A 23,449-nucleotide genomic window follows, 5' to 3' on the forward strand; every position below is an offset into this window, starting at 1 on the left:
GGCATCCTGCCCCGGCAAAGCTGAACCGGCCTTCCTTGGCCGGTTCACCCCCTTGAACGGCCTGGCGCCCCGGCAGCCTTGAGGGGGGATTCTCCCTCACCCCCGGCCCCTCTCCCGCAAGCGGGAGAGGGGAGCGCGCTATTCAGCAAACCTTCCTTTTCTACATGCTCAATCAGCGCACAATCCCGCGCTGACTGGCGCGGATGAAGTCAAGGAACTGACGCACCTCCGGGCAGGTGGCGGCCATCTCTTCGGCCTCGTCCCAGTTTTCCTTGGTCGGGCGGTTGCGGATCACCAGTTTGAAGGCGCGGTGCAGCTCGCGGATGGTCTCCTCGGAGAAGTTGCGTCGCTTGAGGCCATTTTTGTTGATCCCAATCGCGCGGGCACGGGCGCCGTCGACCATGACGAACGGCGGGATGTCCTGGGTGATCTTGGTCGCGCCCCCCGCAAAGCTGTGCGCGCCGATACGGCAGAACTGGTGCACCACCGAAAAGCCGCTGAGGATGGCCCAGTCTTCCACCACCACATGCCCGGCCAGCGAGGCGCAGTTGGCCATGATGACGTGGCTGCCGATGCGGCAGTCATGCGCCACGTGGGTGGTGGCCATGAACAGGTTGTCGCTGCCGATGACCGTCACGCCCTCACCCTGGGTGGTGCCGCGGTGGATGGTGCTTCCCTCGCGGATGGTGTTGCGGTCGCCGATCTCGAGCCGGGTCGGCTCGCCAGCATACTTGAGATCCTGCGGTGCCTCGCCAATCGAAGCGAACTGAAAGATTCGGTTGTCACGCCCGATGCGGGTCGGGCCGTTGATGACCACGTGCGGGCCGATCCAGGTGCCCTCGCCGATCTCGACCTCCGCACCGATGACCGAGAACGGACCGATGCTGACCTGCTCGCCAATGCGCGCCTTAGGATGGATGACTGCGCGCGGGTCAATCATGCGGTGACATCCTTGGCAATGCACTTGATGGTGGCGCTGGCAGCCACCTCATCGCCTACCCTCGCCTCGCACTCGAAGATGCCAAGGTTACGGATCAGACGCTTCTGGCGCACGTGCAGGGTGAGCTGGTCACCCGGCTCGACGATGCGGCGGAAGCTGACATCGTCCAAGCCCACCAGCATGTAAAGGCTGTCGTCGTTCGGCTTGTCACCCTGACTTGCGAAGGCGAGGATGCCGGTGGCCTGGGCCATGGCCTCGGTGATCAACACGCCGGGCATGATCGGCCGTACCGGGAAGTGGCCCTGGAAGTAGGGTTCGTTGAAGGTGACGTTCTTGATCGCCGTCAGGTAGTCGTTCGGCGCCCAGTCGAGCACGCGGTCGACGAGCAGAAAGGGGTAGCGGTGCGGGAGGTGCTGCATGACCTCCTGGATGTTCAATACGCGACTCACGCGTCACTCCTCTGATGAATCCTTGCTGCGCAACTTTCGCTCGAGGACCTCGATGCGGCGCGCCATGTCGTCAAGGTGTTTGAAACGGGCGGCATTGCGGCGCCAGTTCCGGTTGGTATCCAAGGGCGTGCCTGCGGAATAGACGCCGGGCTGGTGAATGGAGCGGGTGACCATGGACATGCCCGTGACCTGAACCCCGTCCGCAAGCTCGAGATGGCCGGCAAGGCCCACCCCGCCCGCGAGCATGCAATGGCGGCCAACACGGGAGCTGCCGGCAAGCCCCGCGCAGCCCGCGATGGCGGTATGCTCGCCAATTGTCACATTGTGGGCGATCTGCACCAGGTTGTCGATTTTGACCCCGTCCGCGATGACGGTGTCGCCGAGGGCGCCTCGATCCACCGTGGTGTTGGCGCCGATATCGACGTCATCGCCGATACGCATACCGCCAAGCTGCGGCACCCGCTCCCAATGGCTGCGCGCATGCGCAAGACCGAAGCCATCGGAGCCGATCACCGCCCCAGGATGGATGATGCAGCGCGCCCCGATCGTCACCCCGTCCAGCACCGTGACACGTGCGACCAGCTCGGTCCCGGCACCGATGCTGCTGCCCTCCCCCACAAAGCATTGCGGTCCGATCTGGGCCCCCGCCCCAACTCTCGCCCCACGGCCGACGACCGTCAGAGGGCCGATCCAGGCCGTGGCATCGACCTCCGCCCCGGTTTCAACCCAAGCGGAGGGGTGAATGCCCTGCCGGACAGGGCGGGGATGGAGCAGTCGCGCAGCGCGGGCAAAGCTCAGCTGCGGGGTGTCGCTGACCAGGCGTGGGCCGGCATAGGCCTGCTCGAAGGCCGGCGGCAGGATCACCACACCGGCCTTCTTGGTCTCGAGCGGGACTAGATAGGCCTCGTCCTGGACGAAACCGAGGGCGCTTGGGTCGTCCTGCTCAAGCGCGGCAACGCGCAGAACATCCTGGGCCGGATCGCCCAAAAGCCGGGCCCCGAGCCGTTCCGCCAGCTCCCCTAGCCTCACCGTGGAACCCCTCTTCCGAGCTCGCCTGGGGCCGGCTTATTTAGCCGTCTGCAGACGGTCGAGCACCTTGTTGGTGATGTCCACATTCGGGCCGGCATAGACCACGCCGTCGCTGAGGATCAGGTCATAGTCCTCGGCCTTGGCCATCTCGTTGATCACCTGGAACACGGTGCGCTGAAGTTTGGCGAGCTCCTCGTTCTTGCGCAGGTTCAGGTCGTCACGGAATTCCGCCTGCTGGCGCTGCAGCTCGCGCATGCGGCGGTTCAGCTCGCGCTCCTGACGGGAACGCTCGGCCTCGCTCATGGCCGCGCCTTCGCGGGAGAGCTTCTGCTCCAGCGCCTGGGCAGCCTTCTGGTTTTCCACCAACTCGCGCTCGCGGGCGGAGAACTCCTTCTCCAGCTGCTTGCGCGCAGCCTCAGCCTGCGGTGCCTTATCGAGCAGCATGGCCGAATTGACAAAGCCGACTTTGAGCTCCTTGGCCCAGGCACTGCCAGAGAGGGCCAGGGCCAGGGCTGCGGCAATGAGGGCGGTCTGCTTGAACACGGTTGAACTCCGATCTTGGGTTGGTTGGGTTGGATGGTTAGAAACCGGCGCCAATGGCGAACTGGAACATCTGGGTACGATCACCCGGCTTGTCATTCAACGGCTGGGCCAGGCTCAAGGTCAGCGGGCCGATCGGCGAGAGCCAGATCAGCGACACGCCGGCAGACATGCGCAGCTCGTCGGCCTTGAAGGCATCATAAGACGAGAACACGTTGCCGATGTCATAGAACAGGCCCATGCGTACGTTCTTGGCACTCTCCTCACCGAGGAAGGGCAACGGGAAGATCAGCTCGGCCGTCCCCGACAGCTTGAACGCGCCGCCCATGGCGTTGCCGAGGTTGTCGCGTGGTCCGAGGCTGTAGTCCTGGAAGCCGCGCACGGAGCGAATACCGCCCGCGTAGTAGTTCTTGAACGGCGGCAGGGTGGTGGTACGTTCGACGCCATCCTGGTCGATATAGGTGTAGGCCTTGCCGTAGCTGTCACCATACCCCGCCACGGCGCCCACCTTGAACACGTAGTTGGTGGTCAGGCTGAAGTAATGGTCATGGCTGAGGTTGGCCTTGTAGTACTCGAGCCCACTGCCCGGCCCCGCGACTTCCAGACTCGCCAGGCTGTAACCGCCACGATTGGGGAAGATGGCCCGATCACGGGTATCCCAATACCAGCTCGGGGTGAGGGTGTAGAAGTTGTAACTCTCTTCCTTGACCCAGTCCGGCGAGTTGGTGGTCCGCTTCAGCTGGCTGTGATCCAGGCCCACCGCCAGGCGCACGCCGGTGTACTCGGACAGCGGGATGCCGAACTTGATATCCCCCCCATAGGAGTCCATCAAGTAGCGGCTCAGGGTCACCTTGGTGGCATCCATTTGTTTGAAGTAGACCGAGAAACCGCGGCTGATGCCATCCACCGTCCAGTAGGGGTTGAGGTAGGAGAGGCTGTAGATGTTGCGCAGGCCGCTGCGCTCGACATTGAGCGCGACATTGTTGCCGGTGCCGAGGAAGTTGGCCTGCGACAATCCCAGGTTCAGCAGGATACCCTCGGACTGGGAGTAGCCCGCGCCGATGCTGAAGCTGCCGGACAGGCGCTCGGTCACGCCAACGTTCAGGTCGACCTGATCGGCCGCTCCGGGAACCGGCTTGGTCTCGATGGAGGCCGATTCGACATAGCTCAAACGCTGCAGGCGCTCCTTGGAGCGCTCGACCTTCTCGCCGGAGAACCAGGCGCCCTCCATCTGGCGCATCTCGCGGCGGAACACCTCCTCGTCGGTATTGTAGTTGCCGGCGATATTGATGCGGCGCACGTAGACGCGCTTGCCCGGATCGACGTACAGGGTCAGCTTGACCTTCTTGTTGGCCTCATCCAGCTCGGGCACCGGATTGACGTTGGCGAAGGCATAGCCTTCGTTGCCCAGGCGCTTGACCAGCGCGCTGGTGCTCTCGGTCAGGGCCTTGCGTGAGAATCGTTCGCCCGGCTTGATGGTGACGAGGCGGCGCAGCTCCTCCTCGGGCAGGATCATGTTGCCGGCAAAGCCGACCTCGCTGACGGTGTATTGCTCGCCCTCGGTGATGCCGATACTGATGTGGATGTCCTTGCGATCCGGCGAGATGGAGACCTGGGTGGAATCGACGTTGAACTTGAGGTACCCGCGGTCGAGGTAGAACGAGCGCAGCTTCTCCAGGTCTGCCGCCAGTTTCTGGCGCGAATACTGGTCGCGGTCGGAGAAAAACTGATACCAGGCCGTCGGCCCGAGGTCGAACTGCTTGAGCAGTTCCTTCTCGCTGAAGTCTTTGTTGCCGACGATGTTGATGGTGCGGATGCTGGCCGGGGTGCCCTCGAGGATATTCACCTCCAGCGCGACGCGGTTGCCTTCGAGCTCGGTCTGCTTGGTGTCCACGCGCACACCGTACAGGCCCATACTGAAATAGAGACGCTGCAGCTCCTGCTCCATTTGCTCGAGGGCCTGGCGGTTGAGGACCCGCCCCTTGGCAAGTCCGGCGGACTTGAGCGCCTTTTCGAGGTCGGCCTTTTCAACCTTGTCATTACCGGTGATGGTCAGCTCGCCAATGGTCGGCAGCTCTTCCACCTTGACCACCAGCACCTCGCCGCGCCGGGCGACATCGACACGGCGGAAGAAGCCGGTCTTGTACAGCTCCTGAATCACCCGGGTGCTGTCCGCCTCGGTGAAGGTGTCACCAACCCGGTAGGGCAGATAGGTGAATACGGTGCCCGAAGCGATGTTCTGCAACCCCTGTACCTCGATGTCCCGCAGGGTGAACGTTGAGGCGGGGTCCGCTGCCTGGGCGGAGAGTGCGACGCCAAGGGCCAGCGGTAGGATCGAGCGGGCGAACATCTTCATGAATTCTTAGGGTCCAAAAAGGGCGGTGTCGTTGCGGGCCTACTACTAGAAGAAGAGCCGTGTCAGGTCGTTGAAAAGGGCTAGTGCCATCAGCGCAAGCAACAGACTCATACCAATGCGCTGAGCGAGCATCTGCGCCTGGTCCGACAACGGCCGGCCGAGCAAAACCTCGATAAGATAAAACAACAGGTGCCCGCCATCCAGTACGGGAACGGGCAACAGGTTGAGAATCGCAAGGCTCAGGCTGACCAGGGCGAGGAAGGCGAGAAAGCTGGACAGACCGAGCACCAGGCTTTTGCCTGCCACATCAGCGATGCCGAGCGGCCCGCTGATGGTCTCGAGCGAGGCCTCCCCGGTAAGCATCTTGCCCATGACCCGGAGGCTGAGCACACTCATGTCCCACGTACGCGAGAGGCCCGCCTGGACCGCCTCCAGCACGCCGAGGCGCTCCACCACCCGCAGCCGCGCCCGTGTCTCATCGGAAATATCGACCGAGAAGGCGGCCCCAGCATAACCGACCACTTCGCCGTTGGACCGGCGCGTGCCGGGTATCACGCTGATGTGAAGTGACTGCCCATCGCGCAGGATGTCGAGCTCCACGCGCTCGCCGGGATGCTGGCGGATGGCCTTGATCAGTACACTCGCGCGATCAACAGGCTCCCCCCCCACCCCGGTGACCACATCACCGACCCTCAGGCCCGCCTGATCCGCCGCAGCGCCCTCCTCCACCCGGCGCACGACGACCGCGCCGTTCGGCTCCCACGGGCGCAGGCCAAGGCGCGCGAGCGGGTCATCGGTGCCCTTGAGCAGGCCATAGGGCGCGCCGGGCAATTCGACCGTGCGCTCGACCCCCTGCTCGCGCACATGCAACCGGAGGGGCGCATCCCCCGTCGCGGCGTCAAGCGCCGCGATACGCAGGGCATCGAAGGTGCGCACCGGGCGATCATTGACGGCCAGCACCTCCGCCTCGCCCTGCAAGCCCGCCTGGGCCGCCGGGGTCGCGGCAGCAGGGGCATCGAGGATGGGCGCAAGCCCGGTGACCCCGACCATATACATCAGGGCATAGGCGACGACGGCGAAGACAAGGTTTGCGGCCGGCCCCGCGGCGACGATCGCGGCACGCTTGCCGACCCCCTGCCGGTCGAAGGCCCGGTGCGCCTCGGCCGGGTCCACCGGCCCCTCCCGGCCATCGAGCATCTTGACGTAGCCCCCGAAGGGCAGGCTGCCAATAAGGTATTCGGTCTCCCCCCTGCGCCAAGTGCGCAGCGGGCGACCGAAGCCGATGGAGAAACGCAGCACCTTGACGCCAAGCCGGCGTGCCACCCAGAAGTGCCCCCACTCATGCACCGCAACCAGCAGACCGACCGCGAGGATGAAGCCGAGGATGCTGGTGAGCAGGTGCATCAGAGACGCTCCCCGTACGCAGCCATCCAGCGCGCGGCAAGTTCGCGCGCCTCATGGTCCGACCGGAACACAGCCTCCAAAGAGTCGGCTGCGACGGAGGGGGCCTGCTCGAGGACCGCCTCAATCAGGGCCGGGATCTGGGTGAAGCGCAGGCGGCGGGCGAGAAAACCCTCCACCGCCACCTCGTTGGCGGCGTTGAGCACGGCCGGCGCGACCCCGCCCTGCTGCAGGGCATCGAAGGCCAGGCGCAGGCAGGGAAATCGCGCAAGGTCCGGCTGTTCGAACTGCAATGCCGCCACCCGGGTCAGGTCGAGCGGAGCGACGCCTGACTCTACCCGCTCCGGCCAGCTCAAGGCATGGGCGATGGGCGTGCGCATGTCCGGATTGCCCATCTGGGCCAGGACCGAGCCGTCACTGTAGGCGACCATCGAGTGGACGATGCTCTGCGGATGGACCAGCACGCGGATGCGCTCGGGCGGGACATCGAACAGCCAGCGCGCCTCGATGACCTCCAGCCCCTTGTTCATCAGGGTGGCGGAATCCACCGAGATCTTGCGCCCCATCGACCAGTTGGGATGGGCGCAGGCCTCCTCGGGCGTCACCCAAGCGAGCTGATCGGCCGGACGCTGACGGAAGGGGCCGCCCGAGGCGGTCAGGATCAGCTCGCTCACGCCGAGCTCAAGGTGGCGCACCGCATCCGGGCGCGGCAGGCACTGGAACAGGGCGTTGTGTTCGGAATCCAGCGGCAGCAGGGTGGCGCCATGGCGCTCCACCTCATCCATGAACAGGGCGCCGGACATGACCAACGCCTCCTTGTTGGCCAGCAGCACCCGCTTGCCCTGGCGCACCGCCGCCAGGGCCGGACGCAGCCCGGCGGCACCGACGATGGCCGCCACCACGATGGGGCTGGCGGCATCCGCCGCAATGGCTTCCATGCCCGTGGCCCCTTCGAGCACCTCGATCGGGAGCCCCTCCAGGCGCAAAGCCTCACGCAGCTGCGCTGCAGCGGCACGCTCGCCCATGGCCACACAGCGGGGACGAAACTCACGGCAGGCGGCCAGCATACCCTCGACGTCGCGGCACGCGCCGAGCGACTCGACCCGCCAGCGCGCAGGGTGGCGGCGCAGCACATCCAGGGTGCTCTGGCCGATGGAGCCCGTCGCCCCGAGGATGCACACCCCCTGACGTGAATCAGCCATGCAGCACCCCGAGCTTCAACAGACCGAAGGCCATCAGCGGCGCGGCAGCGAGCAGGCTGTCGACCCGATCGAACATGCCACCATGCCCCGGCAGCAGGGACCCGCTGTCCTTCACCCCGGCCTCGCGCTTGAGTTGGCTCTCGTGCAGATCACCCATGACCGAGATCAGGGTGACCACGAACAGGAGCAGCAGCCAGGGCAACAGCGGCAAGGCGGCATAGGGGGTGACGGTATGCGCCGCCCAGCCCACCAGCAAGACCGCCACCAGCGCCCCTCCCAACCCTTCGACGGTCTTGCCGGGGCTGATCGCAGGGGCCAGCTTGTGGCGGCCGAAGCGGCGGCCACTGAAGTAGGCGGCCGAATCCGCCACCCACACCACCATGAAGGTCGCCAACACCCACAAGGGGCCGTCCGGCAGGTTGCGCAGCGCATCCAGCGCCAACCAGGCGGGCCACAGGACCAAGGGCGCGAGGATGAGTTTGTAGGCACGGCCGTGCACGAAGGCGGGGGCACGCGCGCCGAATACCAGGCGGACACTGAGCGTCAGCCAGAGCAGCACAGCGGCGCCAAGCACCCAGCCGAGCGCACCATCGAGCATGAGCAGGGGGATACCCGCGAGAGTGAGCAACAAGGCAAACGCGAGACGGGCTCCCCCCGCAAGCCGGGCCAGGGCTGCCCACTCGAAGGCGGTGGCGAACACCACCAGCCCCACCAGCGCCGCAAACCCCGCACGAGGCAGGAAGAACAGCGCGGGGATGAGAAGGCCCGCGAGCACCAGCGCGGTGAGGATGCGTTGCTTAAGCACGGGCGGACTCCTGGAGTTGCGCCGAGGTCTGACCAAAACGGCGCTCGCGCCCAGCATACCAAGCAAGGGCGCGGTCCAATGCCTCGGCGTCGAAGTCCGGCCACAGCACCGGGGTGAAATACAGCTCGGCATAGGCGAGCTGCCAGAGGAGGAAGTTGCTGATGCGCTGCTCGCCGCCGGTGCGGATCAAGAGATCCGGCTCAGGCAGATCGCCCAAGGCGAGATGGCGGGCAAGGGCGACCTCATCCACCGCCTCCGGCGCAAGGCGGCCGGCCGCCACCTCCCCCGCCAGCGCGCGCGCGGCCTGGGCAATGTCCCAGCGTCCGCCGTAGTTGACGGCCACCACCAGGGTCATGCGCTCATTGCCGGCGGTGAGTTCCTCGGCCTCGGCCATGCGTGCCTGCAGGGCAGGATCGAAACGGCCGCGCTCACCGACGAAGCGCAGGCGGACGCCGGCCTCGTGCAGACGGCGGACCTCGCGGCGCAGGGACTGAAGGAACAACTGCATGAGGGCGCCGACCTCCGACGAGGGCCGGCGCCAGTTTTCGCTCGAGAAGGCGAACACGGTGAGCACCCGCACCCCGCGCTCGGCACAGGCGCGCACGGTGGCGCGCAGGGCGGTGGCGCCCCGGCGATGGCCGAGCACGCGCGGATAGCCGCGCTGTTCGGCCCAGCGCCCGTTGCCATCCATGATGATGGCAACGTGGGCTGGTACGTCGATCTTCTCTTGGAGGGACATGGGAAGGACCATCAGGAGGGGATCAGACCTCCATCAGTTCCTTCTCCTTCGCAGCAAGTACGGCGTCGACATCGGCGACATATTTGTCCGTGAGCTTCTGGATCGCGTCCTGGGCACGACGCTCCTCATCCTCGCTGATCGCCTTGTCCTTCAGCAGGGTCTTGAGCGCGCCGTTGGCATCCCGGCGGATGTTGCGGATGGCAACCTTGGCGTTCTCGCCCTCGTGACGGACGACTTTCACCAGATCGCGGCGGCGCTCCTCGGTCAGCGGCGGCATCGGCACGCGGATGACCATGCCTGCGCTCATCGGGTTGAGGCCAAGGTCGGAGGTCATGATGGCCTTCTCGATCTTGCTCACCATGTCCTTCTCCCAGGGGGAGACAGTCAGGCTGCGCGCATCCTCAGCCACAATCTTGGCCACCTGGGACAGCGGAACCTCCTGTCCGTAATACTCGACCTTCACATGGTCGAGGATGGAAGGATGGGCACGCCCCGTGCGCAGCTTGCTTAACTCAGTCTTCAGCGCATCAAGGCTTTTGCCCATGCGCTGCTCGGCATCTTTGCGAATGTCGTCGATCATGCTTGGTTCTCCCGAGTGACCAGGGTGCCGACCCGCTCGCCCGCCACCAGGCGCGTGAGCAGGCCGGGAACATTGATGTCCGCCACCATCAGCGGCAGGTTGTTGTCGCGGCAAAGCACCAGAGCCGTGGCGTCCATCACGCCCAGCTGGCTGTTGATCGCCTCATCAAAGGTCAGGTGATCGTAGCGGCGCGCCTCTGGGTTCTTGCGCGGGTCGCTGTCATACACGCCGTCGACCTTGGTCGCCTTGACCAGCAGGTCCGCGCCGATCTCGACCGCACGCAGGCTGCCTGCCGTATCGGTGGTGAAGAAGGGGTTACCGGTGCCGGCAGCGAAGATGACGATGCGCCCTTTCTCCAGGTGGCGCACCGCGCGGCGGCGGATGTAGTCCTCGCACACCTGGTGCATGGACAGCCCGGACATGACCCGGCACTGCCCTCCCAGGCGCTCGATGGCATCCTGCATCGCCAGGGCGTTCATCACCGTAGCCAGCATGCCCATGTGATCACCGGTCACCCGGTCCATGCCGCCCTCGGCCAGGCCCGCGCCGCGGAAGATGTTGCCGCCGCCGATGACGAGCGCGACCTCGACGCCCAGCGCACGCAGGGCAATCACGTCCTCCGCCAGGCGCTTGATGACGGCCGGGTCGATCCCGTAGTCGAAATCCCCCATCAGCGCCTCACCACTCAGCTTGAGAAGAACACGACGGTAATGAAGGGGTTTCGCTTGCATCATCCACACCTGACGGAGTTGGGGAATAAGGGGCCCCGGACGTACCGGGGCCGGGGGCGGATCAGCCGCCCTTGACCTGGGCCATGACTTCGGCAGCAAAGTCGGTCTGCTGCTTTTCGATGCCCTCGCCCACCTCGAAGCGGACGAAGCTCTTCACCTCGGCACCGGCCTTCTTCAGCAGGGCGCCGACGGTCATGTCGGGATCCTTGACGAAGGGCTGGCCGGTCATGGCCACTTCGGCGAGGTATTTCTTGATGCGGCCCTCGACCATCTTGGCGATGATGTCGGCCGGCTTGCCGCTCTGGGCCGCCTGCTCGGAGAAGATCTCGCGCTCTTTCTCGACCAGTTCGGCCGGAACATCGGCCTCGGACACGCACACCGGACGGCTGGCGGCCACGTGCATGGCAATGTCCTTGGCCAGCTCGGCATTGCCGCCAGCCATGTCGACCAGTACGCCGATGCGCTCGCCGTGGCGATAGGCACCGATCACACCGGTGGTCTCGATGCGGGCAAAGCGACGCACCTGGATGTTCTCACCGATCTTGGCGACCAGGGCGGAGCGCACGGTGTTCATGTCCTCGCCACTCGCCATCTTGCAGGCCAGCAGGGCATCGACATCGGCCGGTGCGTTCTTGAGGGCGATGCGCGCCACTTCGTTGGCGAACTGAACGAAGTCTTCACTCTTGGCGACGAAGTCGGTCTCGCTGTTGATCTCGACCATGGCGGCGCTCTTGCCGTCATCCGCCACGCTGATCACCACCATGCCCTCGGCGGCGGTACGGCCGGCCTTCTTGTCGGCCTTGGCCATGCCCTGCTTGCGCATCCACTCGATGGCCGCCTCGATGTCGCCGCCGACCTCGGTCAGCGCTTTCTTGCACTCCATCATCCCCGCGCCGGTACGGTCGCGCAGTTCTTTCACCATGGCCGCAGTAATCGTGCTCATGAACTTTTCCTCGATTCTGATAAAAACAACGGGCCACTAGGACCCGTTGCAGGATGGATGGCCGCGCCGGATCGGCGCGCGCACTCAGGCAGCGGGCTCGCTCACCTCGACGAAATCATCGCCCGCGACCGTGACAGCATTCTTGGCCTCGACGATCGCATCAGCGGCGGCGGTGACGTAGAGCTGGATGGCGCGGATGGCGTCATCGTTGCCCGGGATCACGTAGTCCACACCCTCGGGGGAGCTGTTGGTATCCACCACGGCCACCACCGGAATGCCCAGCTTGCGAGCCTCGCTGACGGCGATCTTCTCGTGATCGACGTCGATCACGAACAGCACGTCCGGCAGGCGCTCCATGTTCTGGATACCACCCAGGCTGCGCTCGAGCTTTTCCATCTCGCGCGCAAGGTCCAGGGCCTCGCGCTTGGTGAGGCGCTCGAAGCTGCCATCCTGCGCCATGGTCTGCAGGGTCTTCAGGCGGCGAACGGACTGCTTGACGGTGCGGAAGTTGGTCATCATGCCACCGAGCCAGCGGTAGTTGACGAACGGCATGCCGCAGCGTGCAGCCTGCTCACCGATGGTCTCGCGGGCGGAACGCTTGGTGCCCACGAACAGGATGCTGCCGCCGTTGGCAGCCACCTTACCCAGGAAATTCAGTGCCTCATTGAACATGGGCACGGTCTTTTCCAGGTTGATGATGTGAATCTTGTTGCGGTCGCCGAAGATGTACGGCGCCATCTGCGGGTTCCAGTAGCGGGTCTGGTGACCGAAGTGGACACCGGCCTCCAGCATCTGACGCATGCTGACTTGAGCCATTGCTTTAACTCCTCTTGGGGTTGGGCCTCCGCGCACCCCGTCGGCGACCTGCGAGCCCGGAATGGACATCGGGCTTGCAAGGCACCCCGCCGATCAGGTGACGATGCGCGTGTGGGTTGGGGGTTGCCGGCGCGACCATCCGCGCGGCGCGAGCATTTAACCACAAATCCGGATGCGGCGCCACGGCCGCCTCCATCACGAAGGCAGCGTGCTAAACTCGCCGGCCAGTACTTCAATGCACAGATCGAACGAGCCACGCCGATGAGTCACGCCCTCTCCACCCTGACCGCCCTTGCCCCCGCCGATGGACGTTATGCCGACAAGTGTGAGGAGCTGCGCCCCATCTTCAGCGAATACGGGCTGATCCGTCACCGCGTGCTGGTCGAGGTGCGCTGGCTGCAGGCCCTGGCCCGCCACCCCAGCATCGCCGAGGTTCCCGCCCTCTCCGAGCACGCCAGCCATGTGCTGGATGGTATCGTCGATCACTTTTCCCTGGAGGATGCGCAGCGGGTCAAGAACATCGAGCGCACCACCAACCACGACGTGAAGGCGGTCGAATACTTCCTCAAGGAAAAGGTTCAGAACAACGCGGAACTGGCGGCCATCTCGGAATTTTTCCACTTTGCCTGCACCTCCGAGGACATCAACAACCTCGCCTATGCCCTGATGCTGCGCGAGGGCCGTGGCCAGGTGCTGCTGCCACGCATCGACGGCGTCCTCAAGACCCTGCGCGAGATGGCGCACGCGCTGGCCGATGCCCCGCTGCTCTCCCGCACCCATGGCCAGCCGGCCTCCCCCACCACCATGGGCAAGGAGTTCGCCAACGTCGCCTACCGCCTCAAGCGCCAGCGCGAACAGCTGGCGGCCGTCGAGATCCTCGGCAAGATCAACGGTGCGGTCGGCAACTACAACGCCCACCTCGCCGCCTACCCGGAGGTGGACTGGCCGGCGCTTGCCCGCGACTTCGTCGAGGGGCTGGGCCTGAGCTGGAACCCCTACACCATCCAGATCGAGCCGCACGACTACATCGCCGAGTATTGCGATGCGCTGGTACGCCTCAACACTGTGCTGATCGACTTTGCCCGCGACGTGTGGGGTTACATCGCCCTCGGCCACTTCAAGCAGCGCACCGTGGCCGGCGAGGTGGGTTCCTCCACCATGCCGCACAAGGTCAACCCCATCGACTTCGAGAACGCCGAGGGCAACCTCGGCATCGCCAATGCCCTGCTCACCCACTTCGCCCAGAAGCTGCCGATCTCGCGCTGGCAGCGCGATCTGACCGATTCCACCGTGCTGCGCGCCCTGGGACTTGCGTTGGCGCACTGCACCATCGCCTACCAGTCGCTGGCCAAGGGGCTGGGCAAGCTCGAGGCCAACCGCGAGGGCATGCTGGCCGAGCTGGATGCCAACTGGGAGGTGCTGGGCGAGGCGGTGCAGACCGTCATGCGCCGCCACGGCATCGAGCAGCCGTACGAGAAGCTCAAGGAGCTGACCCGCGGCAAGCGGGTGGACGCGGCCGTCATGCGCGCCTTCATCGAGCGGCTTGAGATCCCCCGCGAGGCCAAGGACCGCCTGCTAGGCCTCACCCCGGCGAGCTACCTCGGCAACGCCGAGCAGCAGGCACGCGCCATCTGACCATGGGCGACTGGGCGAAGCGTCTTGCCGCCAAGCCCCTCCCGGCGCTGCGGGACACCCACGCGCGCCTCTCGCGCCTGGTCGGGCGCGAGGACACCACCAACTGGCAGATCGAGGACATCCTGCGCCGCGACCCGGCCCTGGCCCTCGCCGTGCTCGGCGAGTCCAACCGCCAGGCACGCCGTTTCCGGCGCGAGGATGTCACCACCTTCGACTCCGCCATTGGCCTGCTCGGCCGTGAACGGCTCAAACAGATCGTCCGCGGCCTGCCCGAGCTCTGCACCTCCCTGCTCGACCCCCTGCCCAAGGCCGGGTACCTCGCCGTTCTGGCCCGCACCCTCGAGGCCGCCCAACAGGCGGAAGACTGGGCCCTGGCGCGTCGCGAGCCGGTGGCCGAGCAGCACTTCCATGCCGCCCTGTTGGCCGGCGCTCCCGAGCTCGCCCTCTGGCTTGAGGCTCCCGAGCTGGCCGCGCAGGCCTACCTCCTTAGCCAGTCGGACGGTCTGCTCATCGACCAGGCCCTAAGCCGCGTGCTCGACGAGGATTGGCCGTCCGTTTGTGCCCGCCTGGTCGAACCCTGGGGCCTACCAGCCTGGCTGACCGAAGTATGGAGCCCGGCGGAGAGCGTGTCGGCTCAGGCCCACGGCATCCGCCTGGCCCGTGCGCTGGCAGAGCGCATCGCCCACGGCTGGCACACCAAGGCAAGCCAGGCCTTGCGTCCCGCGATTGCCGACCATCTGGCGCTGGACGAGGCCGTGGCATGGACCCGCTGCCAGCGCACCGCCGTCCATGGCGCCACCGGACTGCTCGCCGCCGGGATGCGACCCAGCGCCCACACCCTTGCCGCTGCGGATGACAGCCCCTGGCCATTCGATGCTCCGCTTGCTCCGCAGGCCCCGGCACGCCCCTCCCCGCTCGACGCACTGCGCGAGCCCCTGTCCGGCCTAAGCGGCAGCAACGCCATCCTGCAACAGCTGCTCAAACACCTGCGTGCCGAACTCGGCCTCCAGCGGCTGGTGCTTTTGATGCTCGATGCATCGCATGCCCAGCTCGAGGCGCGCTTCGCGGTCGGCCTGCCCGCCCAGGATCCCTTACGCGGCCTGAGTGTCCCACTGAGCAGCGGCGACCTGTTCAGCGCGCTACTCAACAAGCACCAACCGCTCTGGCTGCATGCCGCCAATCGCGCGGCCTTCCTGCCCCGCCTACCGGCGGAGGCGCGTGGGCCACTCGCCCAGGCCGACACCTTCATCAGCCCCCTGCGCATGGATGGCAAGCCCGTCGGCCTGCTGCTCGCCCAGCGCCCCCTCGACGCCCCGGCCTTGACGGCCGAGGACTTCCGTCTGTTCAACGCCATGCTCGCCATGGCCCACGAGACCCTCGATCCACGGCGTTAACCTCCTTCCCTTCGCCGCGGCACGCGGCTCCCACCGGCTGATCCCTCCCCGGTGGGCGGCGTCCCGCCGCGATTGAGGTGTTGATTCATCGGCCCGAGGCAGACTGTTTCAAAAGGGCTGTCCTACCCTTTTGAAACTCGCCTCGTCGCGGTACACGCCCGCGACGGGCTCCGAGAATCAATCACTTATTGTGATTGATTCTCGCGCGAGCCATCCATGGCTCGCATTTCCAGGCTGTGTCAAAAGCCTTTGACACAGCCTGGAGGGCGGGCCTCCTACTCTTCTACCCGCGGCTCCCGTGTGAGCGGCGTATCGCCGCGATCGAGGGTCCGCATGCCCTGCTTGACTCAGCCACACTTCTGTCGCCCGATGGCCCAGACGATGTGCTCGGCCACCAGCGCTGAGGCCGCCGGCAGGGCCTGCTTCAGGGCTGCGAGGATGGCGGGATCGGCAGGGGCATTGCCCAGGGCCACGGCGAGATTGCGCCGCCAGCGCTCAAACCCAATGCGGCGAATGGGGGAGCCTTCGGTGCGACTCAGAAATGCTTCTTCCGTCCAGGCCCACAGGGCCAAAAGGTCGGGCGCCTCCAGCCCATGCCGCGGGGCAAAGTCCGCCTCCCTGGTCGGCTGGGCAAAGCGGTTCCAGGGGCAGGTCAGCTGGCAGTCGTCGCAGCCGTAGATGCGGTTGCCAAGCTTGGGGCGCAGTTCGATGGGGATCGCGCCCGGGTGCTCGATCGTCAGGTAGGAGATGCAAAGACGGGCATCCACCACCCCCTCGGCGACGATGGCGCGGGTTGGGCAGACATCAATGCAGGCGGTGCAGCGCCCGCAGTGGCCCTGGGGGGGCGGTGAGTCGGGCGGGAGATCGAGGTCGGTGAACAGCTCGCCAAGGAAAAACCACGACCCGGCGCCCCGACTGAGCACCAGCGAGTGCTTGCCCTTCCAACCAAGCCCCGCCTGCTCGGCCAGGCCGGTCTCGTACACCGGGGCGCTATCGACGAACACCCGGTGGCCAAAGGGGCCGATGGCCGCCTCGATGCGCTCCGCGAGACGCTGAAGCCGCGCGCGCAGCACCTTGTGGTAGTCGCGCCCCAGCGCATAGCGGCTGACATACCCAAGCCGCCCATCGTTGAGCACATGCGGGGCTTCGGCCAGCGCCTCCGGCATGTAGTCCATGCGTACGCTGATGACGCTGCGGGTCCCCGGCACCAGCATGGCCGGGCGCAGGCGCTTGAGGCCATGGCGCGCCATGTAGTCCATCTCACCGTGCATTCCGGCGTCCAGCCAACGCACGAAACCCGCCTCATGCGCGGACAGATCGGTGGAGGCGATGCCGACCTGCTGGAAGCCGAGCTCCTGGCCCCAGGCCTTGATCTGTGCGACCAGTCCGCCGGGATCGAGGCTCACACGAAGCTCAGAGGCGCTCAGCGCCGAGCATGCCCAAACGCGCGGCGAGCAGGCAGAGGGCCACGGAAGCGAGGATGTACGCGCCCGACTTGAGCCACTCGCCCTTTTCCATCAGGTAGATGGCATCCACGCTGAAGGCGGAGAAGGTGGTGAAGGCACCAAGAAAGCCGGTGAGGACGACGGTGCGCCATTCCACCGGCCAGTGCAGGCGATCGAGCAGAAAGACGGCCAGAAAGCCCATCAGTGCGGAGCCCAGCACGTTGACCGTCAGCGTCCCCCAGGGGAACCCCCGCCCGAACTGCTGGGCGATCCACACCGTAAGTCCATAGCGCGCCATCGCGCCGAGGGCACCGGCGGCGCCAAGGGCGAACCAAAATTGCATGTCTTACTTACCGAAGCGATAGGTGGCGTGGCACTGGATGCAGTTTTTCATGATGCTGGAGACGTGCTCCGCGATGACCCGCGCATCGCCCATGGTCTCGGCATCCACGGCCAGCTGGTCGAAGGCGGCATGGGTGGCCCCGCCCAGCTCGCGGAAACGCTCGGGCAGGGCCTTGCCCAGTCCGCGCGGCCCTTGGGCAGGCGCCGAACGCCCCGACTGCCGGGCATAGCGCGCCACGGCCTCGAAATCCTGCTTGGCCAGGGCCTCGTTAATCCCCTGCAGGGAGACGAGGAAACCACGCATCTCGTAACGCACATGCGCCTCGTACTCCGGAGCGAGCTTGAGCGCCTCGCGCTCGGGGGCCTTGTCGGCATCAGCCAACACGGCCATGGGCAGGAGTGCGACAAGAAAGAGGCTTTTCTTCATGAAGGATCTCTCTGTTGGGGACGGGCCTGCGCGTTGAGCTGCCGCAGGTGAAGGAGCTTTTCGCGCAGCTTGATCTCCAGGCCGCGCTCCACCGGCTGATAGTACTGCCTTCCCACCAACGCGTCAGGCAGGTAGACCTCACCGGCGGCAAAGGCCTCCGGCTCGTCGTGCGCGTAGCGGTAGCCCTTGCCGTAGTCGAACTGTTTCATCAGCCTGGTGGGGGCATTGCGCAGGTGCATGGGCACCTCCAGGCTGCCTTGCTCGCGCGCATCCTTCATCGCCGCCTTGAAGGCCATGTAAACGGCGTTGCTCTTGGGGGCGAGGGCCAGGTAGAGGGTGGCCTGGGCCAGGGCCAGCTCCCCCTCGGGACTGCCCAGGCGCTGGTAGGCCTCCCAGGCCTCCAGGGTCAGGCCGAGGGCACGGGGGTCGGCATTGCCGATGTCCTCGGAGGCCACCCGTACCAGGCGGCGGGCGATGTACTCGGGATCGGCCCCGCCGTCCAGCATGCGCGCAAGCCAGTAGAGCGCGGCATCCGGATCGGAACCTCGCAACGACTTGTGCAGCACCGAGATCTGGTCATAGAAGTAGTCCCCGCCGTGATCGAAACGGCGCGGGGCCTGCTCGGCCACCTGCTCCAGCACCGCGTCGTCGATCACGCCATGCTCGGCAAGGTCGGCCGCCATCTCCAGCATGTTGAGGGCGCGCCGCGCATCGCCGTCGGCGGCGTGGGCCAGCCTGAGCAGGGCCGCATCGGAGGCCGAAAGACCGCGTTCGCCAAGACCGCGCTCGCGGTCATCCAGCGCCCGGCGCAGCAGGCTGGCCAGTGCCTGGGCATCCAGCGGCTTGAGCACGTAGGTGCGCAGGCGGGAGAGCAAGGCGTTGTTGAGGGCGAAGGAGGGATTCTCCGTGGTCGCCCCCACCAGCGCGATCACGCCCGCCTCGACGTGCGGCAGGAAGGCGTCCTGCTGGGCCTTGTTGAAACGGTGCACCTCGTCGACGAACAGCAGGGTCGGGCGCCCCTCCTCGGCCGCGATCCGCTTGGCCTCTTCCACGGCCTCGCGCACCTCCTTGACCCCGGCCAGTACGGCGGAGAGGGTGAGAAAACGCGCGTTGACGCTGTCGGCGATCAGGCGGGCCAGGGTGGTCTTGCCGGTGCCAGGCGGCCCCCAGAACAGCATGGAATGCAGATGGCCGGCTTCCAGGGCACGGCGCAAGGGGCGCCCCGGATCGAGCAGATGGCGCTGGCCGACCACCTCGTCCAAGGTGCGCGGCCGCATGCGGTCGGCGAGCGGACGCCAAGGCGGGGCGTCCTGACTGAACAGATCCGCCATGCGTTACTTCAAGGCCCGCACCACGTCCACGCCAGGGGGCGGGGTGAAGCGGAAGCGCTCCTCCGCAAGCTTGGGGTTCAGGCGCATGGCGGAGAACTCGATCAGGGTGATCTGCCCGAAGGCGTCGGTCAGTTGCATGCGGGCGAGCATCCGGTCCTTGAACGCGAACTTGACCTCGCGGAAGTCCGCCCCCTCCCCGCGCGGCTTGAGCTCCACCCAGTCCATGCCCTTGTCCGGGGCCAGCTCGGTGAGGATGAAGTCCTGATCCAGCGGCCGGTTTTCCATCAGCAGCATGATGGGGGCCTGGCCGAGGGCCTGACGCAGGGGCTTTTCGGTCGCCTGATCGAGGTCCTGATCAAAGATCCACAACGAGGTGCCATCGGCCACCAGCTCCTGGTGATAGGGCTCGCTGTACACCCAACGGAAGCGGCCCGGGCGTGCAAGCTCCAGGGTGCCGCTGGCGCGCTGGGTCTCCCGGCGATCGGCGTTGTACTGGATCTGGACGAACTGGCCCTGCAGGGTCTTCATCTCCTTGAGGAAGCCGTCGAGGCTGTCGAGTCCGGCGCCCGCCTGGGCCAGAAGGGGAAGCGAGGCGATGAGCAGAACGATCCAACGAAGCATGGGGGATTTCCGGTAGAAAATACGGTGGCTTGGACGCCGGGTCAGGAGGTACGGTTCAATCGCATCACTCACGCGCCGGCACCAGCACCTCGCGCTGGCCATTGGCCTGGAGGGGACCGACGACGCCGGCACGCTCCATGTCCTCCATCAGCCGTGCCGAGCGGTTGTAGCCGATCTTGAGCCGGCGCTGCACGTAGGAGATGGAGGCCTTGCGCGATTCGAGCACGATGGCGACCGCCTGATCGTAGAGCGGATCGCTCTCGCCCCCCTCACCCTCCCCGCCAGGTGCGGGCTTTTCGCCCGGCAGGGTGACGGACTGCTCCTCCAGCACGCCCTCGATGTAGCGCGGCTCGCCCGTCGCCTTGAGCGCCTCGACCACGGCGTGCACCTCCTGGTCGGAGACGAAGGCCCCGTGCACGCGCATGGGCAGGCCGGTGCCTGGAGGAAGAAAGAGCATGTCGCCATGGCCCAGAAGGGCCTCGGCGCCCATCTGGTCGAGGATGGTGCGCGAGTCGATCTTGCTCGAGACCTGGAAGGCGATGCGGGTCGGGATATTGGCCTTGATCAGGCCGGTGATCACGTCCACCGACGGGCGCTGGGTGGCGACGATCAGGTGGATGCCGGCCGCGCGCGCCTTCTGCGCGATGCGCGCGATCAGCTCCTCCACCTTCTTGCCGACCACCATGATCATGTCGGCGAACTCGTCGACCACGATCACGATGTACGGCAGGGGCTCGAGTTCGGGCGGAGGAAGATCCGGGTCAAGCGCCTCGGCATGGTTGTAGAGCGGATCCGTGATCGGCTGGCCGGACTCGCGCGCCTCGCGCACCTTCTTGTTGAACCCGGCGAGGTTGCGCACCCCGAGCGCCGCCATCAGGCGGTAACGGCGCTCCATCTCGCCCACCGCCCAGCGCAGGGCGTTGGCCGCCTCCTTCATGTCGGTCACCACCGGCGCCAACAGGTGGGGGATGCCCTCGTAGATGGAAAGTTCGAGCATCTTCGGGTCGATCAGAATCAGGCGCACCTCATCCGCGGTGGCCTTGAACAACATCGACAACAGCATGGCGTTCACGCCGACCGATTTGCCCGAGCCGGTGGTCCCCGCCACCAGCAGGTGCGGCATGCGGGCAAGGTCGGCACAGATCGGCTCACCGGCGATGTCTTTGCCGAGCGCCAGGGTGAGCGGCGATACCGCATCGCGGTAGGGCTTGGAATTGATGATCTCCGAGAACGCGATCACCTCGCGCTGGGCGTTCGGCACCTCGAGACCTACGGTCGACTTGCCCGGAATGACCTCCACCACCCGCACGCTGATCATCGCCAGGCTTCGGGCGAGATCCTTGGCCAGGTTGCTGATCTGGCTGACCTTCACCCCAGCGGCGGGCTCCAACTCGAAACGGGTGATCACGGGGCCGGGCTGAGCGGCCACCACGCGCGCCTGCACCCCGAATTCCTGCAAGCGTTCCTCGATCAGGCGCGACATGGCCTGCAGGGTCTCGACACTGTATCCACCGATGCGCGGGCGCGGCGGGTCGAGCAGACTGACGTCCGGCAGGGTCCCGCCCGTGGTGCCACGGGCGGGTGTCGGACGAGCGCGGCGTGGCTGGGGACGCGGTTCGGGGGAGGACTCCACCGGCGGGGTCCTGGCGGTCCGGACCTCCGGGCTGGGATCCATCTCGGCCGCAGCAGGCGACGCCTCCCACGACAAGGGATCCGCGGAGGGGGCAGAGACTTGCCGAGATTCGACCATGGCAGGCACGCCCCGGCTTGGCGCCTGGGACTCGAAGCCGGCGGGAGCCGTCCTCGCTTCTGACCGTGCCGACCAGCGCTCCGGGATCGCCAGCAGCCAGCCGCCGATCAACTCGAACAAAGCCAACCAGGAAAAGCCGCTGAACAGGGTGAAGCCGGAGAACAGCAGGGCGAGCAGGACCACCGTCCCACCCGCAAGGCCGAGCAGACTAGCCACGCTCATGCCCACCATCCGGCCGAGCACCCCGCCGCCCCCCATCGAGACCTCGGCTTGGGGACCAAGCAAGTGCAGGGAACACAGCGCGGCGGCCGCGAGCCAGGCCAGCACGAAACCGACCGCGCGGACCGCCAGCCACTTGCGCGAAAACAGTCCATCCTCGCGGCGGCCGCGATAGACCAGCCAGCCGGCCACCAGCAAGCCGACGGGGACCGCATAGGCGCCGTATCCCCCAAGATAGATCAAAAGGTCGGCAAGCCAGGCGCCCAGCCAGCCGCCGAGGTTGCGTGGCTCGTTGCTACTCGAGGCCTGCGACCAGCCAGGATCGCGCACGTCATAGGAGGCCAGCGCGAGCAGCAGGAAGATGGCTGCTGCGAGCATCAGGTAGAACAGCCCCTCCCGCAGACTGCGCCCGATATGCACAGTCAGCGTGGTGGATGAGCGCGATGAAGATGGATGGGCCTGTTTCAAACGGCTACGCGCCTTGTGGGCGAATGACTGCGGAAGATTGTCCGCATTATACATCCCCCACGAGCGCCCGCCCCGCCGAAAGCAGCACATCCCCCTCCCTGACGCGTCGGCGGGGCATTCAAAGCGCGTCAAATACCTATATAATTTGGCGCCTATTCGGCCGGACCACCGGCCAACGTCAACGGCTTTTTCCTAACCCCTCCCATCGAGACCTGGTATTTCAAACATGAACAAGGTGAAACTTTCCGTCGCCCTGCTGGCTGCCCTGACCGTAGCCGCCTGTAGCTCGACCCCGGAGAAAGAAGCTGGCGCCGCAGGCGCCATGAATGGCGCAGGCGCGTCCACCGCCGGCATCGGCGCAGGCGGCTATGACGAGAGCGCCCTGTACGCTGGCAAGCCGGCCCAGGCCAACTCTGTGGTCTACTTTGACTACGACAGCTTCGCCGTCGGCGAGAAATATCGCGTGATGCTGCGCGAACACGCCGCCTTCCTGGCCGGCAACCCGAAGCGCCAGGTCACCGTCGAGGCCCACGCCGACGAGCGCGGCAGCAACGAATACAACGTGGCCCTGAGCGAGAAGCGCGGCAACGCCGTGCGCGACATGCTGGTCCTGCAGGGCGCCGCCGCCGAGCAGATCTCCGTGGTCGCCTATGGCGAAGAGAAGCCGGTGTGCGATCAGCACAACGAGTCCTGCTACGCCCAGAACCGCCGCGCCGAGCTGGTCTACGGCAGCCGCTGATCTTCATGACAGGCGGGGCCGAGCGCCCCGCTGCGCTACGAAAAAGGCCCATGCTTGCATGGGCCTTTTTTCATGGGTTCACGGCGAACGGCGGGACTCCGCACGTCGGCGGCGGAAGAAGGTGCGCAACAGCTCGGCAGCGGGTTCGGCCATGACCCCGCCATCCACGATCAGCCGATGGTTATGGCTGGGGTGATGGGCAAGATCCAAGGCCCCGCCACAGGCCCCGGTCTTGGGGTCTGACGCGCCAAACACCACCCGCTCCACCCGCGCGTGGATCATCGCCCCAACACACATCGGGCAGGGTTCGAGAGTCACATACAAGGTGGTGCCGGGCAGGCGGTAGTTGCCCAACCGCTCAGAGGCGTCGCGCAGGGCTTGGATCTCGGCATGCGCCGTCGGGTCGTTGGCACCGATGGGGCGGTTCCAACCCTCCCCGACCAGCAAGCCCTCCCTGACCAGCACCGCCCCCACCGGCACCTCGCCCTCGGCCTCCGCCCGGCGGGCAAGCTCCAAGGCCTGATCCATCCAGTAGGTATCAGACATC

General features: G+C 66.2%; 23 protein-coding genes. 3 read left to right on the plus strand and 20 right to left on the minus strand.

The window, feature by feature from the left end:
- Nucleotides 1-172: 172 nt before the first annotated feature.
- The 13 genes from lpxA to rpsB form a co-directional block, all read right to left on the minus strand.
- A complete protein-coding gene (lpxA, locus tag V6D91_RS06750) occupies nt 173-940 on the minus strand; it encodes an acyl-ACP--UDP-N-acetylglucosamine O-acyltransferase (RefSeq protein WP_347318944.1) in 768 nt (255 codons plus the stop codon).
- Nucleotides 937-1,389, minus strand: a complete 453-nt coding sequence (gene fabZ, locus V6D91_RS06755; protein ID WP_347318946.1) for a 3-hydroxyacyl-ACP dehydratase FabZ — start codon at nt 1,387-1,389, stop codon at nt 937-939. The genes lpxA and fabZ overlap by 4 nt, the downstream gene beginning before the upstream one ends.
- 3 nt (nt 1,390-1,392) lie before the next feature.
- Nucleotides 1,393-2,418, minus strand: a complete 1,026-nt coding sequence (lpxD, locus tag V6D91_RS06760; RefSeq protein WP_347318948.1) for a UDP-3-O-(3-hydroxymyristoyl)glucosamine N-acyltransferase — start codon at nt 2,416-2,418, stop codon at nt 1,393-1,395.
- Nucleotides 2,419-2,454: 36 nt separating this feature from the next.
- The gene (locus tag V6D91_RS06765) at nt 2,455-2,961 is read right to left on the minus strand and encodes an OmpH family outer membrane protein (RefSeq protein ID WP_347318949.1); all 507 of its coding nucleotides are present in this window, start codon (nt 2,959-2,961) and stop codon (nt 2,455-2,457) included.
- Nucleotides 2,962-2,998: 37 nt separating this feature from the next.
- A complete protein-coding gene (bamA, locus tag V6D91_RS06770) occupies nt 2,999-5,314 on the minus strand; it encodes an outer membrane protein assembly factor BamA (protein ID WP_347318951.1) in 2,316 nt (771 codons plus the stop codon).
- A 45-nt stretch (nt 5,315-5,359) separates the two neighbouring features.
- Nucleotides 5,360-6,718, minus strand: a complete 1,359-nt coding sequence (gene rseP / locus V6D91_RS06775) for an RIP metalloprotease RseP (protein WP_347318953.1) — start codon at nt 6,716-6,718, stop codon at nt 5,360-5,362.
- Nucleotides 6,718-7,917, minus strand: coding sequence for a 1-deoxy-D-xylulose-5-phosphate reductoisomerase (ispC, locus tag V6D91_RS06780; RefSeq protein ID WP_347318955.1), 1,200 nt, complete (start codon nt 7,915-7,917; stop codon nt 6,718-6,720). Before ispC ends, rseP begins: the two co-directional genes overlap by 1 nt.
- On the minus strand, nt 7,910-8,722 hold the full coding sequence (locus V6D91_RS06785; RefSeq protein WP_347318957.1) for a phosphatidate cytidylyltransferase: 813 nt from the start codon (nt 8,720-8,722) through the stop codon (nt 7,910-7,912). Before V6D91_RS06785 ends, ispC begins: the two co-directional genes overlap by 8 nt.
- Complete coding sequence (uppS, locus tag V6D91_RS06790; protein WP_347318959.1) at nt 8,715-9,461, minus strand: polyprenyl diphosphate synthase; 747 nt, start codon at nt 9,459-9,461, stop codon at nt 8,715-8,717. The genes V6D91_RS06785 and uppS overlap by 8 nt, the downstream gene beginning before the upstream one ends.
- A gap of 22 nt (nt 9,462-9,483) precedes the next feature.
- The gene (gene frr / locus V6D91_RS06795) at nt 9,484-10,041 is read right to left on the minus strand and encodes a ribosome recycling factor (RefSeq protein ID WP_347318961.1); all 558 of its coding nucleotides are present in this window, start codon (nt 10,039-10,041) and stop codon (nt 9,484-9,486) included.
- Entirely contained in the window at nt 10,038-10,772 is a 735-nt protein-coding gene (pyrH, locus tag V6D91_RS06800; RefSeq protein ID WP_347318963.1) for a UMP kinase, read from the minus strand. Before pyrH ends, frr begins: the two co-directional genes overlap by 4 nt.
- Nucleotides 10,773-10,833: 61 nt before the next feature.
- On the minus strand, nt 10,834-11,715 hold the full coding sequence (gene tsf, locus V6D91_RS06805; protein WP_347318966.1) for a translation elongation factor Ts: 882 nt from the start codon (nt 11,713-11,715) through the stop codon (nt 10,834-10,836).
- An 84-nt stretch (nt 11,716-11,799) separates the two neighbouring features.
- Complete coding sequence (rpsB, locus tag V6D91_RS06810) at nt 11,800-12,531, minus strand: 30S ribosomal protein S2 (RefSeq protein WP_347318968.1); 732 nt, start codon at nt 12,529-12,531, stop codon at nt 11,800-11,802.
- A gap of 261 nt (nt 12,532-12,792) precedes the next feature.
- Between rpsB and purB the strand changes: the two genes are divergently transcribed.
- On the plus strand, nt 12,793-14,166 hold the full coding sequence (gene purB / locus V6D91_RS06815) for an adenylosuccinate lyase (RefSeq protein WP_347318969.1): 1,374 nt from the start codon (nt 12,793-12,795) through the stop codon (nt 14,164-14,166).
- Nucleotides 14,167-14,168: 2 nt separating this feature from the next.
- A complete protein-coding gene (locus V6D91_RS06820) occupies nt 14,169-15,560 on the plus strand; it encodes an HDOD domain-containing protein (protein WP_347318970.1) in 1,392 nt (463 codons plus the stop codon).
- 347 nt (nt 15,561-15,907) lie between these two features.
- Here V6D91_RS06820 and queG read toward each other — a convergent pair whose 3' ends face one another.
- From queG to V6D91_RS06850, 6 genes are all read right to left on the minus strand, one after another.
- Nucleotides 15,908-16,966 (minus strand): tRNA epoxyqueuosine(34) reductase QueG, encoded by a 1,059-nt coding sequence (queG, locus tag V6D91_RS06825; protein ID WP_347318971.1) that lies wholly within the window; start codon nt 16,964-16,966, stop codon nt 15,908-15,910.
- 7 nt (nt 16,967-16,973) lie between these two features.
- Nucleotides 16,974-17,348 (minus strand): fluoride efflux transporter CrcB, encoded by a 375-nt coding sequence (gene crcB / locus V6D91_RS06830; RefSeq protein ID WP_347318973.1) that lies wholly within the window; start codon nt 17,346-17,348, stop codon nt 16,974-16,976.
- Between the two features lie 3 nt (nt 17,349-17,351).
- A complete protein-coding gene (locus V6D91_RS06835; RefSeq protein ID WP_347318975.1) occupies nt 17,352-17,774 on the minus strand; it encodes a hypothetical protein in 423 nt (140 codons plus the stop codon).
- Nucleotides 17,771-19,105: a replication-associated recombination protein A gene (locus V6D91_RS06840; RefSeq protein WP_347318977.1), complete on the minus strand. Its 1,335-nt coding sequence runs from the start codon at nt 19,103-19,105 to the stop codon at nt 17,771-17,773. Before V6D91_RS06840 ends, V6D91_RS06835 begins: the two co-directional genes overlap by 4 nt.
- A 3-nt stretch (nt 19,106-19,108) precedes the next feature.
- The gene (lolA, locus tag V6D91_RS06845; protein WP_347318979.1) at nt 19,109-19,726 is read right to left on the minus strand and encodes an outer membrane lipoprotein chaperone LolA; all 618 of its coding nucleotides are present in this window, start codon (nt 19,724-19,726) and stop codon (nt 19,109-19,111) included.
- A 64-nt stretch (nt 19,727-19,790) separates the two neighbouring features.
- On the minus strand, nt 19,791-22,121 hold the full coding sequence (locus tag V6D91_RS06850; RefSeq protein WP_347319307.1) for a DNA translocase FtsK 4TM domain-containing protein: 2,331 nt from the start codon (nt 22,119-22,121) through the stop codon (nt 19,791-19,793).
- A gap of 268 nt (nt 22,122-22,389) precedes the next feature.
- On the opposite strand from V6D91_RS06850, the gene pal reads away from it, so the two are divergent.
- Nucleotides 22,390-22,902 carry a peptidoglycan-associated lipoprotein Pal gene (gene pal, locus V6D91_RS06855; protein ID WP_347318981.1) on the plus strand — a complete coding sequence of 171 codons (513 nt, stop codon included), beginning with the start codon at nt 22,390-22,392 and terminating at the stop codon, nt 22,900-22,902.
- Between the two features lie 78 nt (nt 22,903-22,980).
- Here the strand turns inward: pal and tadA are convergent, their stop codons facing one another.
- Nucleotides 22,981-23,448, minus strand: a complete 468-nt coding sequence (tadA, locus tag V6D91_RS06860; protein WP_347318983.1) for a tRNA adenosine(34) deaminase TadA — start codon at nt 23,446-23,448, stop codon at nt 22,981-22,983.
- Between the last annotated feature and the right edge of the window lies 1 nt (nt 23,449).

The sequence above is a fragment of the Thiofaba sp. EF100 genome (assembly GCF_039822285.1).
Classification (GTDB): domain Bacteria; phylum Pseudomonadota; class Gammaproteobacteria; order Halothiobacillales; family Halothiobacillaceae; genus Thiofaba.